The 16,686-nt window shown below is 75.2% G+C and carries 14 protein-coding genes; all 14 read left to right on the top strand.

Annotated elements, in window-relative coordinates; all coding sequences use genetic code 11:
- Position 1 precedes the first annotated feature (1 nt).
- The 14 genes from bchB to MET2598_RS0104820 all read left to right on the top strand — a co-directional run bounded on the left by bchB (position 2) and on the right by MET2598_RS0104820 (position 16,678).
- Entirely contained in the window at positions 2-1,522 is a 1,521-nt protein-coding gene (gene bchB, locus MET2598_RS0104885) for a ferredoxin:protochlorophyllide reductase (ATP-dependent) subunit B (RefSeq protein WP_012333498.1), read from the top strand.
- Complete coding sequence (locus tag MET2598_RS0104880) at positions 1,497-5,231, top strand: magnesium chelatase subunit H (protein WP_018260063.1); 3,735 nt, start codon at positions 1,497-1,499, stop codon at positions 5,229-5,231. Before bchB ends, MET2598_RS0104880 begins: the two co-directional genes overlap by 26 nt.
- Entirely contained in the window at positions 5,228-6,133 is a 906-nt protein-coding gene (gene bchL / locus MET2598_RS0104875) for a ferredoxin:protochlorophyllide reductase (ATP-dependent) iron-sulfur ATP-binding protein (RefSeq protein WP_012333500.1), read from the top strand. The genes MET2598_RS0104880 and bchL overlap by 4 nt, the downstream gene beginning before the upstream one ends.
- Positions 6,134-6,239: 106 nt before the next feature.
- Positions 6,240-6,941, top strand: a complete 702-nt coding sequence (gene bchM / locus MET2598_RS0104870; RefSeq protein WP_018260062.1) for a magnesium protoporphyrin IX methyltransferase — start codon at positions 6,240-6,242, stop codon at positions 6,939-6,941.
- The gene (locus MET2598_RS0104865) at positions 6,938-8,368 is read left to right on the top strand and encodes a BCD family MFS transporter (RefSeq protein WP_012333502.1); all 1,431 of its coding nucleotides are present in this window, start codon (positions 6,938-6,940) and stop codon (positions 8,366-8,368) included. The genes bchM and MET2598_RS0104865 overlap by 4 nt, the downstream gene beginning before the upstream one ends.
- An 11-nt stretch (positions 8,369-8,379) precedes the next feature.
- The gene (gene puhA, locus MET2598_RS0104860; RefSeq protein WP_012333503.1) at positions 8,380-9,165 is read left to right on the top strand and encodes a photosynthetic reaction center subunit H; all 786 of its coding nucleotides are present in this window, start codon (positions 8,380-8,382) and stop codon (positions 9,163-9,165) included.
- Positions 9,166-9,176: 11 nt separating this feature from the next.
- The gene (gene puhB / locus MET2598_RS0104855) at positions 9,177-9,848 is read left to right on the top strand and encodes a photosynthetic complex putative assembly protein PuhB (RefSeq protein ID WP_018260061.1); all 672 of its coding nucleotides are present in this window, start codon (positions 9,177-9,179) and stop codon (positions 9,846-9,848) included.
- Positions 9,849-9,858: 10 nt separating this feature from the next.
- A complete protein-coding gene (gene puhC / locus MET2598_RS0104850) occupies positions 9,859-10,311 on the top strand; it encodes a photosynthetic complex assembly protein PuhC (RefSeq protein ID WP_018260060.1) in 453 nt (150 codons plus the stop codon).
- Complete coding sequence (locus MET2598_RS0104845) at positions 10,308-10,610, top strand: hypothetical protein (RefSeq protein WP_036270252.1); 303 nt, start codon at positions 10,308-10,310, stop codon at positions 10,608-10,610. The genes puhC and MET2598_RS0104845 overlap by 4 nt, the downstream gene beginning before the upstream one ends.
- Positions 10,607-11,668, top strand: a complete 1,062-nt coding sequence (acsF, locus tag MET2598_RS0104840) for a magnesium-protoporphyrin IX monomethyl ester (oxidative) cyclase (protein ID WP_018260059.1) — start codon at positions 10,607-10,609, stop codon at positions 11,666-11,668. Before MET2598_RS0104845 ends, acsF begins: the two co-directional genes overlap by 4 nt.
- A gap of 4 nt (positions 11,669-11,672) precedes the next feature.
- On the top strand, positions 11,673-12,479 hold the full coding sequence (gene puhE, locus MET2598_RS0104835; RefSeq protein ID WP_012333508.1) for a putative photosynthetic complex assembly protein PuhE: 807 nt from the start codon (positions 11,673-11,675) through the stop codon (positions 12,477-12,479).
- Positions 12,480-12,526: 47 nt separating this feature from the next.
- Positions 12,527-13,738 carry a 5-aminolevulinate synthase gene (gene hemA, locus MET2598_RS0104830; protein WP_012333509.1) on the top strand — a complete coding sequence of 404 codons (1,212 nt, stop codon included), beginning with the start codon at positions 12,527-12,529 and terminating at the stop codon, positions 13,736-13,738.
- Positions 13,739-13,835: 97 nt separating this feature from the next.
- Positions 13,836-14,942: a magnesium chelatase ATPase subunit I gene (gene bchI / locus MET2598_RS0104825; protein WP_018260058.1), complete on the top strand. Its 1,107-nt coding sequence runs from the start codon at positions 13,836-13,838 to the stop codon at positions 14,940-14,942.
- On the top strand, positions 14,939-16,678 hold the full coding sequence (locus MET2598_RS0104820; protein WP_018260057.1) for a magnesium chelatase subunit D: 1,740 nt from the start codon (positions 14,939-14,941) through the stop codon (positions 16,676-16,678). The genes bchI and MET2598_RS0104820 overlap by 4 nt, the downstream gene beginning before the upstream one ends.
- Positions 16,679-16,686: the final 8 nt, after the last annotated feature.

The following is a 16,686-nucleotide window of genomic DNA, read 5'->3' as shown; positions in this document are numbered from 1 at the left end:
GATGCAGCTCACGCTCTGGACCTACGAGGGGCCTCCCCATATCGGCGCGATGCGGGTCGCGGCGGCGATGAACGGCCTGCACTACGTGCTGCACGCGCCGCAGGGCGACACCTACGCCGACCTGCTGTTCACGATGATCGAGCGGCGGGATTCCCGCCCGCCGGTGACCTACACGACCTTCCAGGCCCGCGACCTCGGCGCCGACACGGCCGAGCTGTTCAAGCGGGCCGCCGCCGAGGCCTACGCGCGCTTCCGCCCGCAGGCGATGATCGTGGGCGCCTCCTGCACGGCCGAATTGCTGCAGGACGACCCGGCCGGCCTCGCCCGGGCGCTCGGCCTGCCGATCCCGGTGATCCCGCTCGACCTCCCGGCCTACCAACGCAAGGAGAATTGGGGGGCCTCCGAGACCTTCTACCGCCTGGTCCGGGCGCTCGCGGGGCCGCCGGCCGCGCGCCCGGCGCGCGCCGTGCGCAGCTGCAACATCCTGGGCCCGACCGCCCTCGGCTTCCGCAACCGGGACGACCTGCGCGAGGTGCGCCAGCTCCTCGACCGGCTCGGGATCCCGGTCAACGTGGTGGCGCCGCTGGGCGCCTCGCCCGCCGACCTCGCCCGCCTCGGCGAGGCCGATTTCAACGTCGTCCTCTACCCGGAGGTGGCGCGCGCCGCCGCGCAGTTCCTGGAGCGGACGCACCGCCAGCCCTTCGTCGAGATCGCGCCGATCGGGGTGCGGGCGACGCGCGCCTTCGTGGAGGCGGTGGCGGCCCGGGCCGGCGTCGATCCGGCCCCGGTCCTCGCCGACGAGGGCTCGCGCCTGCCCTGGTACGCGCGCTCGGTCGATTCGACCTACCTGACGGGCAAGCGCGTCTTCGTGTTCGGCGACGCGACCCACGCGGTCGCCGCCGCCCGGGTCGCCACGGCGGAACTCGGCTTCGCGCTCGTCGGCCTCGGCACCTACGCGCGCGAATTCGCCCGCGAGGTCCGGGAGGAGGCCGAGGCGCACGGCCTCACCGCCCTCGTCAGCGACGATTACCTCGCCGTCGAGGAGGCGATCGCGGCGGCGCAGCCGGAACTGGTGCTCGGCACCCAGATGGAGCGCCACATCGCCAAGCGCCTCGGCATTCCCTGCGCGGTGATCTCGGCCCCGATGCATGTCCAGGACGTGCCGGCCCGCCACGCGCCCCAGATGGGATTCGAGGGCGCCAACGTCCTCTTCGACACGCTCGTGCACCCCCTGATGATGGGGCTGGAGGAGCACCTGCTCGCCATGTTCCGGGACGACCCGGAATTCCACGACGGCGTCGCCCCCTCGCATCTCGGCGGGACGGCGCGGGACCTGCCCGCCGCCGCGCCGCAGCCCGCCGCCCTCGTCTGGGCCATCGAGGCCGAGCGCGAACTCAAGAAGGTGCCGTTCTTCGTGCGGGGCAAGGCCCGCAGCAACACCGAGCGCTTCGCCCGCGAGCGCTCGCTCCCGCTCATCACCGTCGAGACCCTGTACGATGCAAAAGCGCATTTCAGCCGCTGAGCCGGCGGACGCGCTGCCGGAGCTGCGCGTCGTCATCGTCACCCTCGATAACCACCTCGCCGGGGCGGTGGACCGGGCGCGCCAGAGCCTCGCCCGCAGCGAGCCGCGCCTCGTGCTGAGCTTCCACGCCGCGGCCGAGTGGGATTCCGACCCGGCCGCCCTCGACACCTGCCGGGCCGAGATCGCCCGGGCCGACATCGTGCTCTCGGCCATGCTGTTCATGGACGAGCACGTGCGGGCGGTGCTGCCGGCCCTGCTGGCGCGGCGCCCGCATTGCGACGCGATGGTGGGCTGCCTCTCCGCGGCCGAGGTGGTGCGCACGACCCGGATCGGCCGCTTCGCCATGGACGGCTCGCAGAACGGGGCGCTCGCCTTCCTCAAGCGCCTGCGCGGGCGCCAGGGCGGGCAGGGCGGCGGCGCCCGCCAGATGGCGCTGATCCGCCAGATCCCCCGCATCCTGCGCTTCATCCCGGGCTCGGCCCAGGACGTGCGGGCCTATTTCCTGACGCTGCAATACTGGCTCGCCGGCTCGGACGAGAACGTCGTCAACCTCGTGCGCTTCCTCGTGTCGCGCTACGCGGCCGGGCCGCGGGCCGGCTGGCGCCAGCGCCTGACCGCCGAGGAGCCGCTCGCCTATCCGGAGACCGGCCTCTACCACCCGCGCATGGCCGGCCGCATCGGCGAGCGCCCCGAGCGCCTGCCGGTCCCGGCCGGGAGCCACGGCCGGGTCGGCCTCCTGCTGATGCGCTCCTACGTGCTGGCCGGCAACACGGCGCATTACGACGGGGTCATCGCCGCCCTCGAGGCCCGCGGCCTCGCCGTCGTGCCGGCCTTCGCCAGCGGCCTCGACAACCGCCCGGCGATCGAGCGCTTCTTCCTGCGCGACGGGCGCCCCCGCGTCGACGCCCTGGTCTCGCTCACCGGCTTCTCCCTCGTCGGCGGCCCCGCCTACAACGACGCGGCCGCGGCCGAGGCGGTGCTGCGCCGCCTCGACGTGCCCTACCTCGCCGCCCACGCGGTCGAGTTCCAGACGCTGGAGCAGTGGGACGCCTCCGACCGCGGCCTCTCGCCGGTCGAGGCCACCATGATGGTGGCGATCCCGGAACTCGACGGGGCGACCGCCCCGATGGTGTTCGGCGGGCGCTCCGGCCGCCCGGCCGCGGGGCCCGCCCCCTCGGCCCATCCCCGCGACATGGCCGTGCAGATCGAGCGCGCCGACCGCCTCGCCGCGCGGGTCGCCCGCCTCGTCGCCCTGCGCCGCCGGCCGCGGGCCGAGCGCCGCCTCGCCGTCGTGCTGTTCAACTTCCCGCCCAATGCCGGGGCGACCGGCACCGCGGCCTTCCTGTCGGTCTGGGAATCGCTCTGGCGCGTGCTCGCGGCCCTGGCGCGGGACGGCTACCGCGTCGAGGTTCCGGAGAGCGCCGAGGCCCTGCGCCGCCGCGTCCTGGAGGGCAATTCCGCCCGCTACGGCACCCCGGCCAACGTCGCCCACCGCATCCCCGCCGACGAGCACGTGCGCCGCGAGCGCCACCTCGCCGAGATCGAGGCGCAGTGGGGCCCGGCGCCCGGGCGCCACCAGAGCGACGGCGCGGCGCTCCTGGTGCTCGGCGCCGCCTTCGGCAACGTCTTCGTCGGGATCCAGCCCGCCTTCGGCTACGAGGGCGACCCGATGCGGCTGCTCTTCGAGCGCGGCTTCGCGCCGACCCACGCCTTCTCGGCCTTCTACCGCTACCTGCGCGAGGATCTCGGCGCCGACGCGATCCTGCATTTCGGCACCCACGGGGCGCTCGAATTCATGCCCGGCAAGCAGGCCGGGCTCTCGGCCGCCTGCTGGCCCGAGCGGCTGATCGGCGAGGTGCCCAACCTCTACCTCTACGCGGCCAACAACCCCTCGGAGGGGACGCTCGCCAAGCGCCGGGCGGCCGCGACCCTGGTGAGCTACCTGACGCCGAGCCTCGCCCAGGCCGGCCTCTATCGCGGCCTCCTCGACCTGCGGGCCTCGCTCGAGCGCTGGCGGGCCCTGCCGCCGGAGGACGCCGCGGAGCGCGCCGCGCTCGCGGAGATGATCCGGTCCCAGGCCGAGGCCCTCGACCTCGCCGCGGCCGGCGACCCCTGGGCCGAGGAGGCCGGCGGCCGCATCGCCGACCTGACCCTGCGCCTCGTCGAACTGGAGCACACGCTGATCCCGCACGGGCTCCACGTGGTCGGGGAGGGGACGCGGCCGCAGGAGCGGGTCGACCTCCTGCTCGCCCTCGCGGACTCGGTCCACGGCCTCGCGCCCGCCCGCGCGGCGGTCGAGGCGCTGGTCGCGGGCGCCTCGCCCGACCAGGCCCTCGCCGCCTCCGGCCTCCCGGCCGACGAGGCCGCCCGGGCCGCCTTCCGGGCGCTCGCCGAGACCGACCGGCTGCTCGCCGAGGACCACGAGGTCCCGGCCCTGCTGCGGGCCCTCGACGGCCGCTTCGTGCCCCCGGTGGCCGGGGGCGACGTGCTGCGCACGCCCGCGATCCTGCCGACCGGGCGCAACCTGCACGGCTTCGACCCCTACCGGATCCCGAGCGCCTTCGCGCTCGCCGACGGCCGCGCCCAGGTCGAGCGGCTGCTCGCCCGCCACGCGGCGGACGGGGGCCGGCTGCCGGAGAGCATCGCGATTGTGCTCTGGGGCAGCGACAACCTGAAGACCGAGGGCGGCCCGATCGCGCAGGCCCTCGCGCTGATGGGGGCGGCGCCGCGCTTCGACGGCTACGGCCGGCTCTGCGGCGCGACGCTGATCCCGCTCGCGGAACTCGGCCGCCCGCGCATCGACGTGGTGGCGACGCTCTCCGGCATCTTCCGCGACCTGCTGCCGCTGCAGACCCGGCTCCTCGCCGAGGCGGCCTTCCTGGCGGCCTCGGCCGACGAGCCCGAGGCGATGAACTACGTGCGCAAGCACGCGCTGGCCCACCAGGCGGCCCAGGGGATCGACCTGGAGACGGCAGCCCTGCGGGTGTTCAGCAATGCCGAGGGCGCCTACGGGGCCAACGTCAACTTCCTCGTCGATAGCGGGCGCTGGGAGGACGACACCGAGCTCTGCGAGACCTTCTCGCGCCGCAAGAGCTTCGCGTATGGCCGCGACGGCAGGCCCGCGCCGCAGCGGGCGCTGATGCAGGCGGTGCTCGGCACGGTCGAGGTCGCCTACCAGAACCTCGATTCCGTCGAGGTCGGCGTCACCAGCGTCGACCACTACTTCGACGGGCTCGGCGGCATGGCCCGCGCGGTGAGCAAGGCCCGCGGCGCGGCGGTGCCGGTCTACATCTCCGACCAGACGCGGGGCGAGGGCAAGGTCCGCTCCCTGTCCGAGCAGGTCGCGCTCGAAACCCGCACCCGCATGCTCAACCCGAAATGGGTCGAGGGCATGCTCGGCCACGGCTACGAGGGCGTGCGCCAGATCGACCAGCACCTCACCAACACGGTGGGCTGGTCGGCGACCACCGACCAGGTCGCGCCCTGGATCTACCAGCGCCTCACCGAGACCTACGTGCTCGACGAGGCCATGCGCGAGCGCATGGCGGCGCTCAACCCCGCCGCCTCCGCCAAGGTCGCCCACCGCCTGATCGAGGCGCATCGGCGCGGCTTCTGGACACCCGACCCCGAGACGCGGGCCGCCCTCGACCGGGCCGAGGAGGCCCTGGAGGACCGGCTCGAAGGCATCACCGCGGAGGCCGCCGCATGAACATCGCGATCCGAAATCCCGTGGCGACGCGCCCGGCCGAGCGGCGGGAGGAAGGCAGCCTCCAGGTCGCCCTCGACCCGGACCTGCGCATCGACACCGCCAAGGTCTTCGCCGTCTACGGCAAGGGCGGGATCGGCAAGAGCACCACCTCCTCGAACCTCTCGGTCGCCTTCTCGAAGCTCGGGAAGCGGGTGCTGCAGATCGGCTGCGATCCCAAGCACGATTCGACCTTCACGCTGACGAAGCGCCTCGCCCCGACGGTGATCGATGCCCTGGAGGCGGTGAAGTTCCACGCCGAGGAACTGCGCGTCGAGGATTTCGTGGTCGAGGGCTACAACGGCGTGATGTGCGTCGAGGCCGGGGGACCGCCCGCCGGCACCGGCTGCGGCGGCTACGTCGTCGGCCAGACCGTGAAGCTCCTCAAGGAGCACCACCTCCTGGAGGAGACCGACGTCGTCGTCTTCGACGTGCTCGGCGACGTGGTCTGCGGCGGCTTCGCCTCGCCGCTCCAGCACGCGGACCGGGCGCTCATCGTCACCGCGAACGACTTCGACTCGATCTTCGCCATGAACCGCATCGTCGCGGCGATCCACGCCAAGGCCAAGAATTACGGGGTGCGGCTCGGCGGGGTGATCGCCAACCGCTCGGCGGCGACGGACGAGATCGACCGCTTCAACGCCGCGGTGGGCCTGCGGCGCCTCGCGCATTTCCAGGACCTCGACGTGGTGCGCCGCTCGCGCCTGCGCAAGGCGACCCTGTTCGAGATGGAATCCTCGCCGGAGCTCGACGCCGTGCTGGCCGAGTACCTCGCCCTGGCGGAGGCGCTCTGGGCCGGCGTCGAGCCCCTGGAGGCTGAGCCGATGCGCGACCGCGACCTGTTCGAGTTCCTCGGCTTCGATTGAGGGGGCGGGCGATGGGCATCGCGGCATCGCAGATCCGGGGAGACCGTCCCGCCCGCTTCCGGGACGGGCGCGGTGCGGCATCGCCAACGCGCGGAGGAACGACGCCGTGACCAGCCCCAGCTACGCCGCCCGCCGCTCGCAGCTCGAAACCTACTTCGACCGCACCGCGGTCGACGCCTGGGCGCGGCTCACCTCCGACGCGCCGGTGAGCCGTATCCGCGCCACCGTGCGGGCCGGCCGCGACGCCATGCGGGCCGAGCTGCTCTCCTGGCTGCCGCGGGACCTCTCCGGGTGCCGCCTGCTCGACGCCGGCTGCGGCACCGGCGCGCTCGCCGTCGAGGCGGCGCGGCGCGGCGCCGCCGTGGTCGCGGTCGACGTCTCGCCGACCCTGATCGGGCTCGCCCGCGAGCGCACCGCCGGCCTCGCCCTGCCGGGCCGCCTCGACTTCCTGGTCGGCGACATGCTGGACGACGGGCTCGGCCGCTTCGACCACGTCGTGGCGATGGATTCGCTGATCCACTACCCGGCCGCCGACATCCTGCGCGCCCTCGCGGTGCTCGCCCGCCGCACCGAGGCCTCGCTCCTGGTCACGGTCGCGCCCCGCACCGCGCTGCTCACGCTGATGCACGCGGCCGGGCGCCTGTTTCCCCGCGGCGACCGCGCCCCCGCGATCGTCCCGGTGAGCGAGGCGGCGCTGCGCCGCCGCATCGCCCGCGAGGCCGCCCTCGACGCCTTCGCGGTCCGCCGCTCCCGGCGGATCACCAGCGGCTTCTACCTCTCGAACGCCCTGGAGCTCGCGCGGCCATGAGGGCGACCGGCTCCCTCCTGCGGGTGCTGGCGAAGGCCGGGCCCCGCCTGCTCCCCTTCGCGGATGCGGCCACCGCGGAGCTGCCGCTCGGGCGGCTGCTGCGCCTGTCCCTGTTCCAGGTGACGGTCGGGATGGCCGCGGTGCTGCTCATCGGCACCCTCAACCGGGTGATGATCGTCGAACTCGCCGTGCCGGCCTGGATCGTCGCCGTGATGCTGTCCCTGCCGCTGCTGGCCGCCCCGTTCCGGGCCGTTGTCGGCTTCCGCTCGGACCGCCACCGCTCGGTGCTCGGCTGGCGGCGGGTGCCCTACCTCTGGTTCGGCACGCTGCTGCAATTCGGCGGCCTCTCGATCATGCCCTTCGCGCTCCTGATCCTGTCGGGGGACACGACGGGGCCGGTGGCGGTCGGGCAGGGCGCGGCGGCGCTCGCCTTCGTGCTCGTCGGGGCCGGGCTGCACACCACCCAGACGGTCGGCCTCGCGCTCGCCACCGACCTCGCCCCCGCCGAGGCGCGGCCGAAGGTGGTGGCGCTGCTCTGCGCCATGCTGCTCGCCGGCATGATGGCGAGCGCCGTGGTGTTCGGGATCGCCCTCGCGCATTTCTCGGCGATCCGGCTGATCCAGGTCGTGCAGGGGGCCGCCCTCGCGACCCTGATCCTCAACGGCATCGCCCTGTGGAAGCAGGAGGCGCGCGACCCCTCGCGCACGGGCGGCCCGTCGCAGGGCTTCCGTGCGGCCTGGGCGGCCTACGCGACGCAGCCGCGCGCCCGCCGCCGCCTCCTCGCCACCGGTCTCGGCACGGTCGGCTTCAGCATGCAGGACATCCTGCTCGAACCCTACGGCGGCGAGATCCTGCGCCTGCCGGTCGCCGCCACCACCGCGCTCACCGCGGTGCTGGCGGTCGGGGGCGGGGCCGGCCTCGTCACCGCGGCGCGCTGGCTCAACCGCGGCGGCGACCCGTTCCGGGTCGCGGCGGCGGGCGCCGTCGTCGGCATCGCGGCCTTCTCGGCGGTGATCTTCGCCGCCCCGCTCGGCTCGGGCGCGCTGTTCGGGCTCGGCGTGGCGCTGATCGGGGTCGGCGGCGGCCTCTTCGCCCACGGCACCCTCACCGCCTCGATGGCGGGGGCCGCGCCCGACGAGGCCGGCCTCGCGCTCGGGGCCTGGGGCGCCGTGCAGGCGAGCGCCGCGGGCCTCGCCATCGCGGCGAGCGGGCTCCTGCGCGACGCCGGCTCGGCGCTCGCCGTGGCCGGGCGCCTCGGCGAGGCCCTGACCGACGCCTCCACCGGCTACCTCGTCGTCTACCACGTCGAGATCGCCTTCCTGTTCGCGACGCTCGTCGCCATCGGGCCGCTCACCCGCGCGCCCGCGCGTCCGCGCGCCGGAGCGCCGCTCCCCGCGTCCCGTCCCGTCCGCCCGGCCCTGTCTTGAGGGAGGCCACGATGCCCAAGGGTGCCATCACCGGTTACATCGACGTCGCGCAAGTCGTGCTCTACGCGTTCTGGCTGTTCTTCGCCGGCCTCGTCTTCTACCTGCGCCGGGAGGATCGCCGCGAGGGCTATCCCCTCGAATCCGAGACGCGGGGCGGGCTGATGGGCTGGGACTGGCTGTTCCTGCCCACCCCCAAGGCCTTCGTGCTCGCGGACGGCAAGACCATCCTGGTGCCCCGGCCGGAGGAGGGGCCGAGCGGCCCGCTCGCGGCGGTCAAGCGCGAGATCTGGCCCGGTGCGCCCCTGGAGCCGACCAACGCGACGGACGGGGTCCTCGGCGACGGCGTCGGCCCGGGCTCCTACGCGCAGCGCACCGACACGCCCGACCAGACCTGGGAGGGCCACCATCGCATCGTGCCGATGCGCGTCGCCACCGAGTTCACCGTGGCCGCGCGCGACTACGACCCCCGCGGCATGCGGGTGGTCGGGGCCGACCGGGCCGTGGCCGGCACCGTCAAGGACATCTGGGTCGACCGCGGCGAGTCGCTGCCCCGCTACTACGAGGTCGACCTCGCGGAGGCGCCGGGGCGCTCGGTGCTGCTCCCGGTCGTCTTCGCGGACGTGCAGGGCGCCAAGGGCACCGTCGTGGTGGAGGCGCTGCTCGCCCGGCAATTCGCCGACGTGCCGCCGCGGCGCGAGGTCGACAGCGTCACCATCCGGGAGGAGGACCGCATCATGGCCTTCTACGGCGCCGGCACCCTCTACGCGACCCTCGGACGCCAGGAGCCTCTGCTGTGAGTGCCCCTGCTGTGAGCGCCCCTGCTGCGAGTGCCCCTGCTGCGAGCGCCCCCGTTGCGAGCGCGCAGGCGATCCCAGGCGGCCTGCCCGCGCCCCTGCCGCCCGGTGAGCGCCTGCTCTGGCAGGGCCGCCCGGCCCTCCTCGGCCTGGCCCGCCGCGCCTTCCACGCCGACCTCGTGGCGGCCTATTTCGGGCTGCTCGCCGGCTGGCAGGCGCTGGCCTCGGGCAGCCCCGCCTCGGCCCTGCCGGTCCTCGGCGCCGGGGCGGCGGCCCTGGCGATCCTCGGCGGCCTCGCCCTCGCGGCGCGCGCCACCACGACCTACAGCCTGACCGACCGGCGCCTGATCCTGCGCATCGGCATCGCCCTGCCGATGACCGTCAACCTGCCGCTGCGGGAGATCGAGGCGGCCGCCCTGCGCCGCTTCGCGGACGGGACCGGCGACCTGCCGCTGCGGCTGAAGGCGGGCACGCGCCTCGCCTACCTCCACCTGTGGCCGCACGTGCGGCCCTGGCGGCTCGCCGCCCCAGAGCCGATGCTGCGGGCCCTGCCCGGGGCGGACGAGGTCGCCGCGCGCCTCGGGGCGGCCCTCGCCGCCGCGCACGGGCAGGCCGCGCCGGCCTGGCAGCCGGCGCAGGCCGCCCGCACCTCGGCGCCCGGCCGCTTGGCCGCGGCGGGCCCGTGAGGAGGCGGCCATGGCCCATCACACCATCCAGGTCCCGCGCATCCAGGTCCGCCGGGCGATCCTGCTCGTCGGCTTCACGATCGGCGCCGTCGCGCTCGGCCGCTTCGGCGATGTCGGCACCACCCGCATGCCGCCGGCGCAGCCCGTCCAGGTGCTCGACCTGCGGATCGAGGACCGCGCCGGCGGCGCCGTCGCCCTCGCGGATGCGCGGGACGGCCACCTCGTCGCCACGGTGCAGCCCGGCGAGGACGGGTTCCTGCGCGCGACCCTGCGGGTGATGGCCCAGGCGCGGCTGCGGGAGGGGCTCTCCCGCGACCCGCCCTTCCGGCTCACCCGCTGGGACAACGGCACGCTCTCGCTCGACGACCTCGCGTCGGGCCGGCGCATCAACCTCGAAGCCTTCGGGGCCACCAACGCGGCCGCCTTCGCGCGGCTGCTCGAACAGGGGAGGGGCGCAACATGATCCCGTGGTTGACGACCAAGCGCCGCATCGAGGTGCCCTGCACGGTGGAGATCGAGCAGACGCCCGAATCCCTCCACGCGCACGTCACCCTGGAGGGCGGGCTCGCCATCGAGCCCGGCGACGAGGTCACGGTGCACGACGCGCCGACCTCGGTGCCCTACGGCACCCGCCTCACCGTGCGGCGGCGGGCCACCGTGCTGCGGGCGAGCGCGCTCGAGCGCGCCTGGACCCGCCTCGCGGGCCATTTCGAACTCACGGAACTCTACGAAGTCAGCTTCACGGAAAGGACGACGCTATGACCGCGACGGCTCTCCCGGCCCAGAACGAGAGCACCCGCGCCGCCCAGGCGACGACGTTCCTGAGCCCGCGCTTCTACACCACCGACTTCGCGGAGCTCGACCGCACCGACGTCGAGCCGGTGCGCGCCGAGTGGGACGTGCTCATCGCCGAGATGCGCGCCGACCCGAACCGGCGCCACTTCGTGCGCAACGCCGAGTTCGATCTCGACCTGTCCGGCCTCGATCCGGAGCTGCGCAAGGAGTTCCTCGATTTCCTGGTCTCCTCGATCACGGCCGAGTTCTCGGGCTGCGTGCTCTACGCCGAGATGCGCAAGCGCGCCAAGAACAAGGACATCCGCGAGCTCTTCGCCTTCATGAGCCGCGACGAGGCCCGCCACGCCGGCTTCATCAACGACACGCTGAAGGATTTCGGCGTCGGGGTCGACCTCGGCTTCCTCACCCGGGCCAAGAAATACACCTATTTCCGGCCGAAATTCATCTTCTACGCGACCTACCTCTCCGAGAAGATCGGCTACGCCCGCTACATCACGATCTTCCGGCACCTCGAGCGCCATCCCGAGAACCGCTTCCACCCGATCTTCAAGTGGTTCGAGAAGTGGTGCAACGACGAGTTTCGCCACGGAGAGGCCTTCGCGCTGCTCATGCGCGCCAACCCGAAGCTGCTCTCGGGCCTCAACGCCTACTGGATCAAGTTCTTCGTGCTCGCCGTGTTCGCCACGATGTACGTGCGCGACCATTGCCGGCCGGCCTTCCACGGGGCGCTCGGGGTCGATCCGACCGATTACGACTTCGCCGTGTTCCGGGTCACCTCCGAGATCTCGCGGCAGGTCTTCCCGCTGACCCTCGACCTCGACAACCCGGCCTTCAAGGCGGGGCTCGACCGGCTGCTCGCCTGCGCCCGCGGCATCGAGGCCGCCAAGGCGCAGGGGGGCCTCGCCGGGCGCCTGCGCCGGGCCGGTCACGCGGCCCGGGCCGCCCTCACCTTCGGACGGCTGCTGCTGCTGCCCTCCAAGCCCAACCCGATGCCCGAGCAGATCCGCCTCAGCCCCGCCTGGTAGACGCATGTCCGCCTACGCCTCGCCGATCCTCTTCGCCGTGCTGATGTGGTGGTTCCTCACCGGAGCGATCCTCTGGTTGAACCACCGCCCCCGGCACACTCATGCCTGGAGTTTCGGGGCGATGAGCCTCGCGCTCCTCCTCGCCCTCTGGGGCATCGCGGCCACCGCGGGGGCCGAGAGCGAGGCCTCGGCCTACGGGGCCTTCTCCGCCGCCCTGGTGGTCTGGGGCTGGCAGGAGATGGCCTTCTACATGGGCTACGTCGCGGGGCCGCGGCGCACGCCCGGCCCGCCCTCGATCCGGGGGCTCGCCCGGTTCGGGGCCGCGGCGGCGACCAACCTCTGGCACGAGGCCGCGATCGTGGCGGGCGCCGCCGCGATCGCCTGGCTGACCGCGGGCGCGCCGAACCGGATCGCCCTCTGGACCTACCTGGTGCTCTGGGGGATGAACCTCAGCGCCCGGCTCAACCTCTTCCTCGGCGTGCGCAACCTGCACGCCGAGTTCCTGCCCGAGCACCTGCGCTACCTCGGCAGCTTCTTCCGCCGCGCGCCGATGAACGCGCTCTTCCCGGTCGCCATGCTGCTGGCGACGGGCTTCCTCCTGGTGCTGCTGCACCCCGCCGTCACCGAGAGCGCCTCGGCCTTCAAGCGCAGCGGCCACACCATGCTGGCGACCCTGATGGCCCTCGCCATCCTGGAGCACGGCTTCCTGATGCTGCCGCTGCCCTCCGCCGCCCTCTGGGCCTGGGGCCTGCCGGCCCGCCGCCCACCCGATCCCGACACCGGCCCCCGCCCGGCCGGCGACATCGCCTGACCCGCGGGCCCGCGACGGCCCGCCCATCACGACAGAGGGGACGCACCATGGACTACGAGTCGTTCTTCGCCGCACAGCTCCAGGGCCTTCACCGCGAGGGACGCTACCGGGTCTTCACCGATCTCGAACGGCAGGCCGGGCGCTTCCCCTACGCCACGCAGCACGGAGCCCACGGCACCCGCGAGGTCACGGTCTGGTGCTCCAACGACTACCTCGGCATGGGCCAGCACCCGGCCGTCGCGGCCGCCATGCACGAGGCGATCGACCGCTGCGGGGCCGGCGCGGGCGGCACCCGCAACATCTCGGGCACGAACCACTACCACGTGCTGCTGGAGCGCGAGCTCGCCGACCTGCACCGCAAGGAGGCGGCCCTGCTCTTCACCTCGGGCTACGTCTCGAACTGGGCCGCCCTCGGCACCCTGGCCTCGCGTCTGCCCGGCTGCGTGGTGTTCTCGGACGAGGGCAACCACGCCTCGATGATCGAGGGGCTGCGGGCGAGCCGGGCCGAGCGCCACATCTTCCGGCACAACGACCCCGCGGATCTCGACCACAAGCTCCGGCTGGTGAACCCGGCCCTGCCCAAGCTCGTGGCCTTCGAGTCGGTCTACTCGATGGACGGCGACGTCGCCCCGATCGCGGAACTCTGCGACGTGGCCGAGGCCCACGGCGCCATGACCTACCTGGACGAGGTGCACGCGGTCGGCCTCTACGGCCCGCGCGGCGGCGGCATCGCCGAGCGCGAGGGGCTGATGGACCGCCTCACCGTGATCGAGGGCACCCTCGGCAAGGCCTTCGCGGTCAGCGGCGGCTACATCGCGGCCTCCGCGGCGCTCTGCGACTTCGTGCGCAGCTTCGCCTCGGGCTTCATCTTCACCACCTCGCTGCCGCCCGCGGTGGCGGCCGGGGCGGCGGCCAGCATCCGCCACCTCAAGGCGAGCGGGGCCGAGCGGGCGCGCCACCAGGACCGGGTCGCGGCGGTGCGGCGGCGGCTCGGCGCCCTCGGCATCCCGGTCATGGCCAACGAGAGCCACATCGTGCCGGTGATGGTGGGCGATCCGGTGCTGTGCAAGCAGATCAGCGACACGCTCCTCGACGAGTTCGCGATCTACGTCCAGCCGATCAACTACCCGACCGTGCCGCGGGGGACGGAGCGCCTGCGCATCACGCCCTCGCCCCTGCACAGCGACGCGGACATCGAGCATCTCGCGGCGGCGCTCGGGGCGATCTGGGCGCGGATCGGGCTTGCCAGGGCGGCGTGACGGGGGCGGCTCCGCCGCGCGCGGAGCCGGCGGCTCAAATCGGACAGGACCGCCCGCCCGGATCCCGGCGGCGGTCCTCCAGGCGAGGGGAAACGTCGTGGCGCTCACCCAATCGGCCCTGTCCCGGCGGGCCCTGAAGCCGGGCCCCGCAGCGTCGCCGGCCCCGGCGGCCGCGGCGCCCGCGCCCCGCCCGCCCTATCCGTTCACGGCCATCGTCGGCCAGGAGGCGATGCGGCGCGCCCTGCTGATCGGGGCCGTCGATCCCTCGGTCGGCGGCGTGCTGGTCTTCGGCGACCGCGGCACCGGCAAGTCCACCGCCGTGCGGGCGCTCGCCGCCCTGCTGCCGCCGATGCGCGCCGTCGCGGGCTGCCCCTATGCCTGCGACCCCGCCGACGAGGCCTTCCTCTGCCCCGCCTGCCGGGCCCGGGCGCCCCAGGGACTTCCGGTGCAGAGCGTGCCGGTGCCGGTGGTCGACCTGCCGCTCGGCGCCACCGAGGACCGGGTCGTCGGCGCCCTCGACATCGGCAAGGCGCTCACGCGCGGCGAGAAGGCCTTCGAGCCGGGGCTGCTCGCCCGCGCCAATCGCGGCTTCCTGTACATCGACGAGGTCAACCTGCTGGAGGATCACCTCGTCGACCTCCTGCTCGACGTGGCGGCCTCGGGCGTCAACACGATCGAGCGCGAGGGCTTGAGCCTGCGCCACCCGGCGCGCTTCGTCCTCGTCGGCAGCGGCAACCCGGAGGAGGGGGAGCTGCGCCCGCAGCTCCTCGACCGGTTCGGCCTCGCCGTCGCGGTGACGACGCCGGCCGACCTCGCCGCCCGCGTCGCCATCGTGCGCCGCCGCGACGCCTACGAGCGCGACCCGGCGGGGTTCGCGGCCGAGTGGGCCGGCGAGGAGGAGCGCCTCGCCGGCGCGATCCTCGCCGCCCGCGCCCGCCTGCCGCGCGTGGCCGTGCCCGACGAGGTGCTCGAAGCGGCCGCCCGGCTCTGCCTCGCCCTCGGGACGGACGGGTTGCGCGGCGAGCTCACGCTGATGCGCACCGCCCGCGCCCTCGCCAGCCTCGACGGCGACGAGGCGGTCGGGCTCGCCCACCTGCGCGAGGTCGCGCCCGCCGCCCTCGGGCACCGGCTGCGGCGCAACCCCCTCGACGAGGCCGGGGCGGAGGCGCGGGTCGCCCGCGCCGTCGCCGAGGTTCTCGGGTGAGCGCCGCCGAGACCTGGGCCCGGGCCTGCCTGGCGGCGGCCCTGTTCGCGCGCGACCCGGCCGGGCTCGGCGGCGTGCGGCTGCGCGCGCGGCCGGGACCGGTGCGGGAGGCGTGGCTCGCGCGGCTGCGCGCCCTCCTGCCCGCCGGCCGCCCGCTGACGCGGCTGCCGGCCGGCATCGCCGACGACGCCCTCCTCGGCGGCCTCGACCTCGCCGCGACCCTGCGGGCCGGGCGCCCGGTCGTGGAACCCGGCCTGCTGGCGCGCAGCCATGGCGGGGTGGTGGTCGTGCCGATGGCCGAGCGGCTCGACGCGGGGATGGCGGCCCGGCTCGCCCGGGTGCTGGAGACCGGCGCGGTCGATCTCGCGCGCGACGGGGTCGCGGCCCGGCTTCCCGCCGCCTGCGGCCTCGTCCTCCTCGACGAGGGCGACGGGGAGGACGAGGCGGTGCCCTCCGCCCTGCTGGAGCGCGCCGCCTTCCACCTCGACCTCGACGGGCTCACCCTGCGGGACGTCTCCGAGCCCGCCCCGCCGGACAGCGCGCCCGTGTCCGGGGAGACCGCCGCGGCCCCCGTCGAGGCGCGCGCGGCCGAGCGCCTCTGCGCCCTGGCGGCGCAGCTCGGCATCGCCTCCCTGCGGGCGCCGATCCAGGCCCTGCGCGCGGCGCGCCAGAATGCCGGGCGGGAGGGGCGTTCGGCCCTGGCCGAGCCCGACCTCGCCGCCGCGGCCGCCCTCGTCCTCGCGCCGCGCGCGACGCGCTGGCCGGCCGAGGCCGAGGCCGAGCCGCCCCCGCCGGAGGCGCCGCCCGAGGAGGCCGAGGGCGAGTCGGACCCGGGCGGCGGCGAGGCGGCGGAGGATCGCCTGCTCGCCGCGGCGGCGGCCGCCCTGCCGGCGGGCCTCCTCGCCCGGCTGACCGAGGCGGGCGCGCCGGGCGCGGCGCCCGGCCGGGCCGGCGGCGAGGCGCGCCAGGCCCGAAGCGGCCGGCCGGTCGGCGCCCGCCCGGGCGATCCGCGCCGCGGGCCCCTCGCCCTCTCCGAGACGCTGCGCGCCGCCGCGCCCTGGCAGCGCCTGCGGCGGGGCGCGGAGGCGGAGCGCCTGCGCCTCGCGCCGGAGGACATCCGCGTCCGGCGCTTCGTGCACCGGGCCGGGACCACCACGATCTTCGCGGTCGACGCCTCCGGCTCGGCGGCCCTGGAGCGCCTCGCCGAGGCCAAGGGCGCGGTGGAATTGCTGCTGGCCGAGTGCTACGTGCGGCGCGATCGGGTCGCCCTGGTGGCCTTCCGCGGTCGGGGGGCGGAGCTGCTGCTGCCTCCGACCCGCGCCCTGGTGCGGGCGAAGCGGGCGCTCGCCGCCCTGCCCGGGGGCGGCGGCACGCCGCTCGCGGCCGGGATCGAGGCGGCCGCGCTCCTCGCCGCTGCGGAGCGGCGGGGCGGGCGCATCCCGGTGGTGCTGCTGCTCACGGACGGCCGCGCGAATATAGGGCGCGGCGGCGCGCCGGGCCGGGCGCAGGCCGCGGCGGACGCGCTCGCTGCCGGGCGGGCCCTGGCGGCGGGCGGCACCCGCGCCCTCGTCATCGACACGGCCGCGCAGCCGCAGGACGGCGCCCGCCGCCTCGCCGAGGCCATGGCGGCGCGCTACCTGCCGATGCCGCGGGCCGATGCCGCGTTGCTGAGCGAGGCCGTGCGCCGCGAGGCGCCGCCGCGCGAGGCGGCGCGCGGGGCCGCGCCGCGAGGCTGACCCGGATG

This window comes from Methylobacterium sp. WSM2598, assembly GCF_000379105.1.
GTDB lineage: Bacteria > Pseudomonadota > Alphaproteobacteria > Rhizobiales > Beijerinckiaceae > Methylobacterium.
This window is presented reverse-complemented; position numbering and strand designations above follow the sequence as displayed.

Bases quoted from the DNA above. Each gene is read 5' to 3' on its own strand.
- bchB (WP_012333498.1), top strand. From the start codon at position 2: ATGCAGCTCACGCTCTGGACCTACGAGGGGCCTCCCCATATCGGCGCG.
- MET2598_RS0104880 (WP_018260063.1), top strand. From the start codon at position 1,497: ATGCAAAAGCGCATTTCAGCCGCTGAGCCGGCGGACGCGCTGCCGGAG.
- bchL (WP_012333500.1), top strand. From the start codon at position 5,228: ATGAACATCGCGATCCGAAATCCCGTGGCGACGCGCCCGGCCGAGCGG.
- MET2598_RS0104865 (WP_012333502.1), top strand. From the start codon at position 6,938: ATGAGGGCGACCGGCTCCCTCCTGCGGGTGCTGGCGAAGGCCGGGCCC.
- puhA (WP_012333503.1), top strand. From the start codon at position 8,380: ATGCCCAAGGGTGCCATCACCGGTTACATCGACGTCGCGCAAGTCGTG.
- puhC (WP_018260060.1), top strand. From the start codon at position 9,859: ATGGCCCATCACACCATCCAGGTCCCGCGCATCCAGGTCCGCCGGGCG.
- MET2598_RS0104845 (WP_036270252.1), top strand. From the start codon at position 10,308: ATGATCCCGTGGTTGACGACCAAGCGCCGCATCGAGGTGCCCTGCACG.
- acsF (WP_018260059.1), top strand. From the start codon at position 10,607: ATGACCGCGACGGCTCTCCCGGCCCAGAACGAGAGCACCCGCGCCGCC.
- puhE (WP_012333508.1), top strand. From the start codon at position 11,673: ATGTCCGCCTACGCCTCGCCGATCCTCTTCGCCGTGCTGATGTGGTGG.
- hemA (WP_012333509.1), top strand. From the start codon at position 12,527: ATGGACTACGAGTCGTTCTTCGCCGCACAGCTCCAGGGCCTTCACCGC.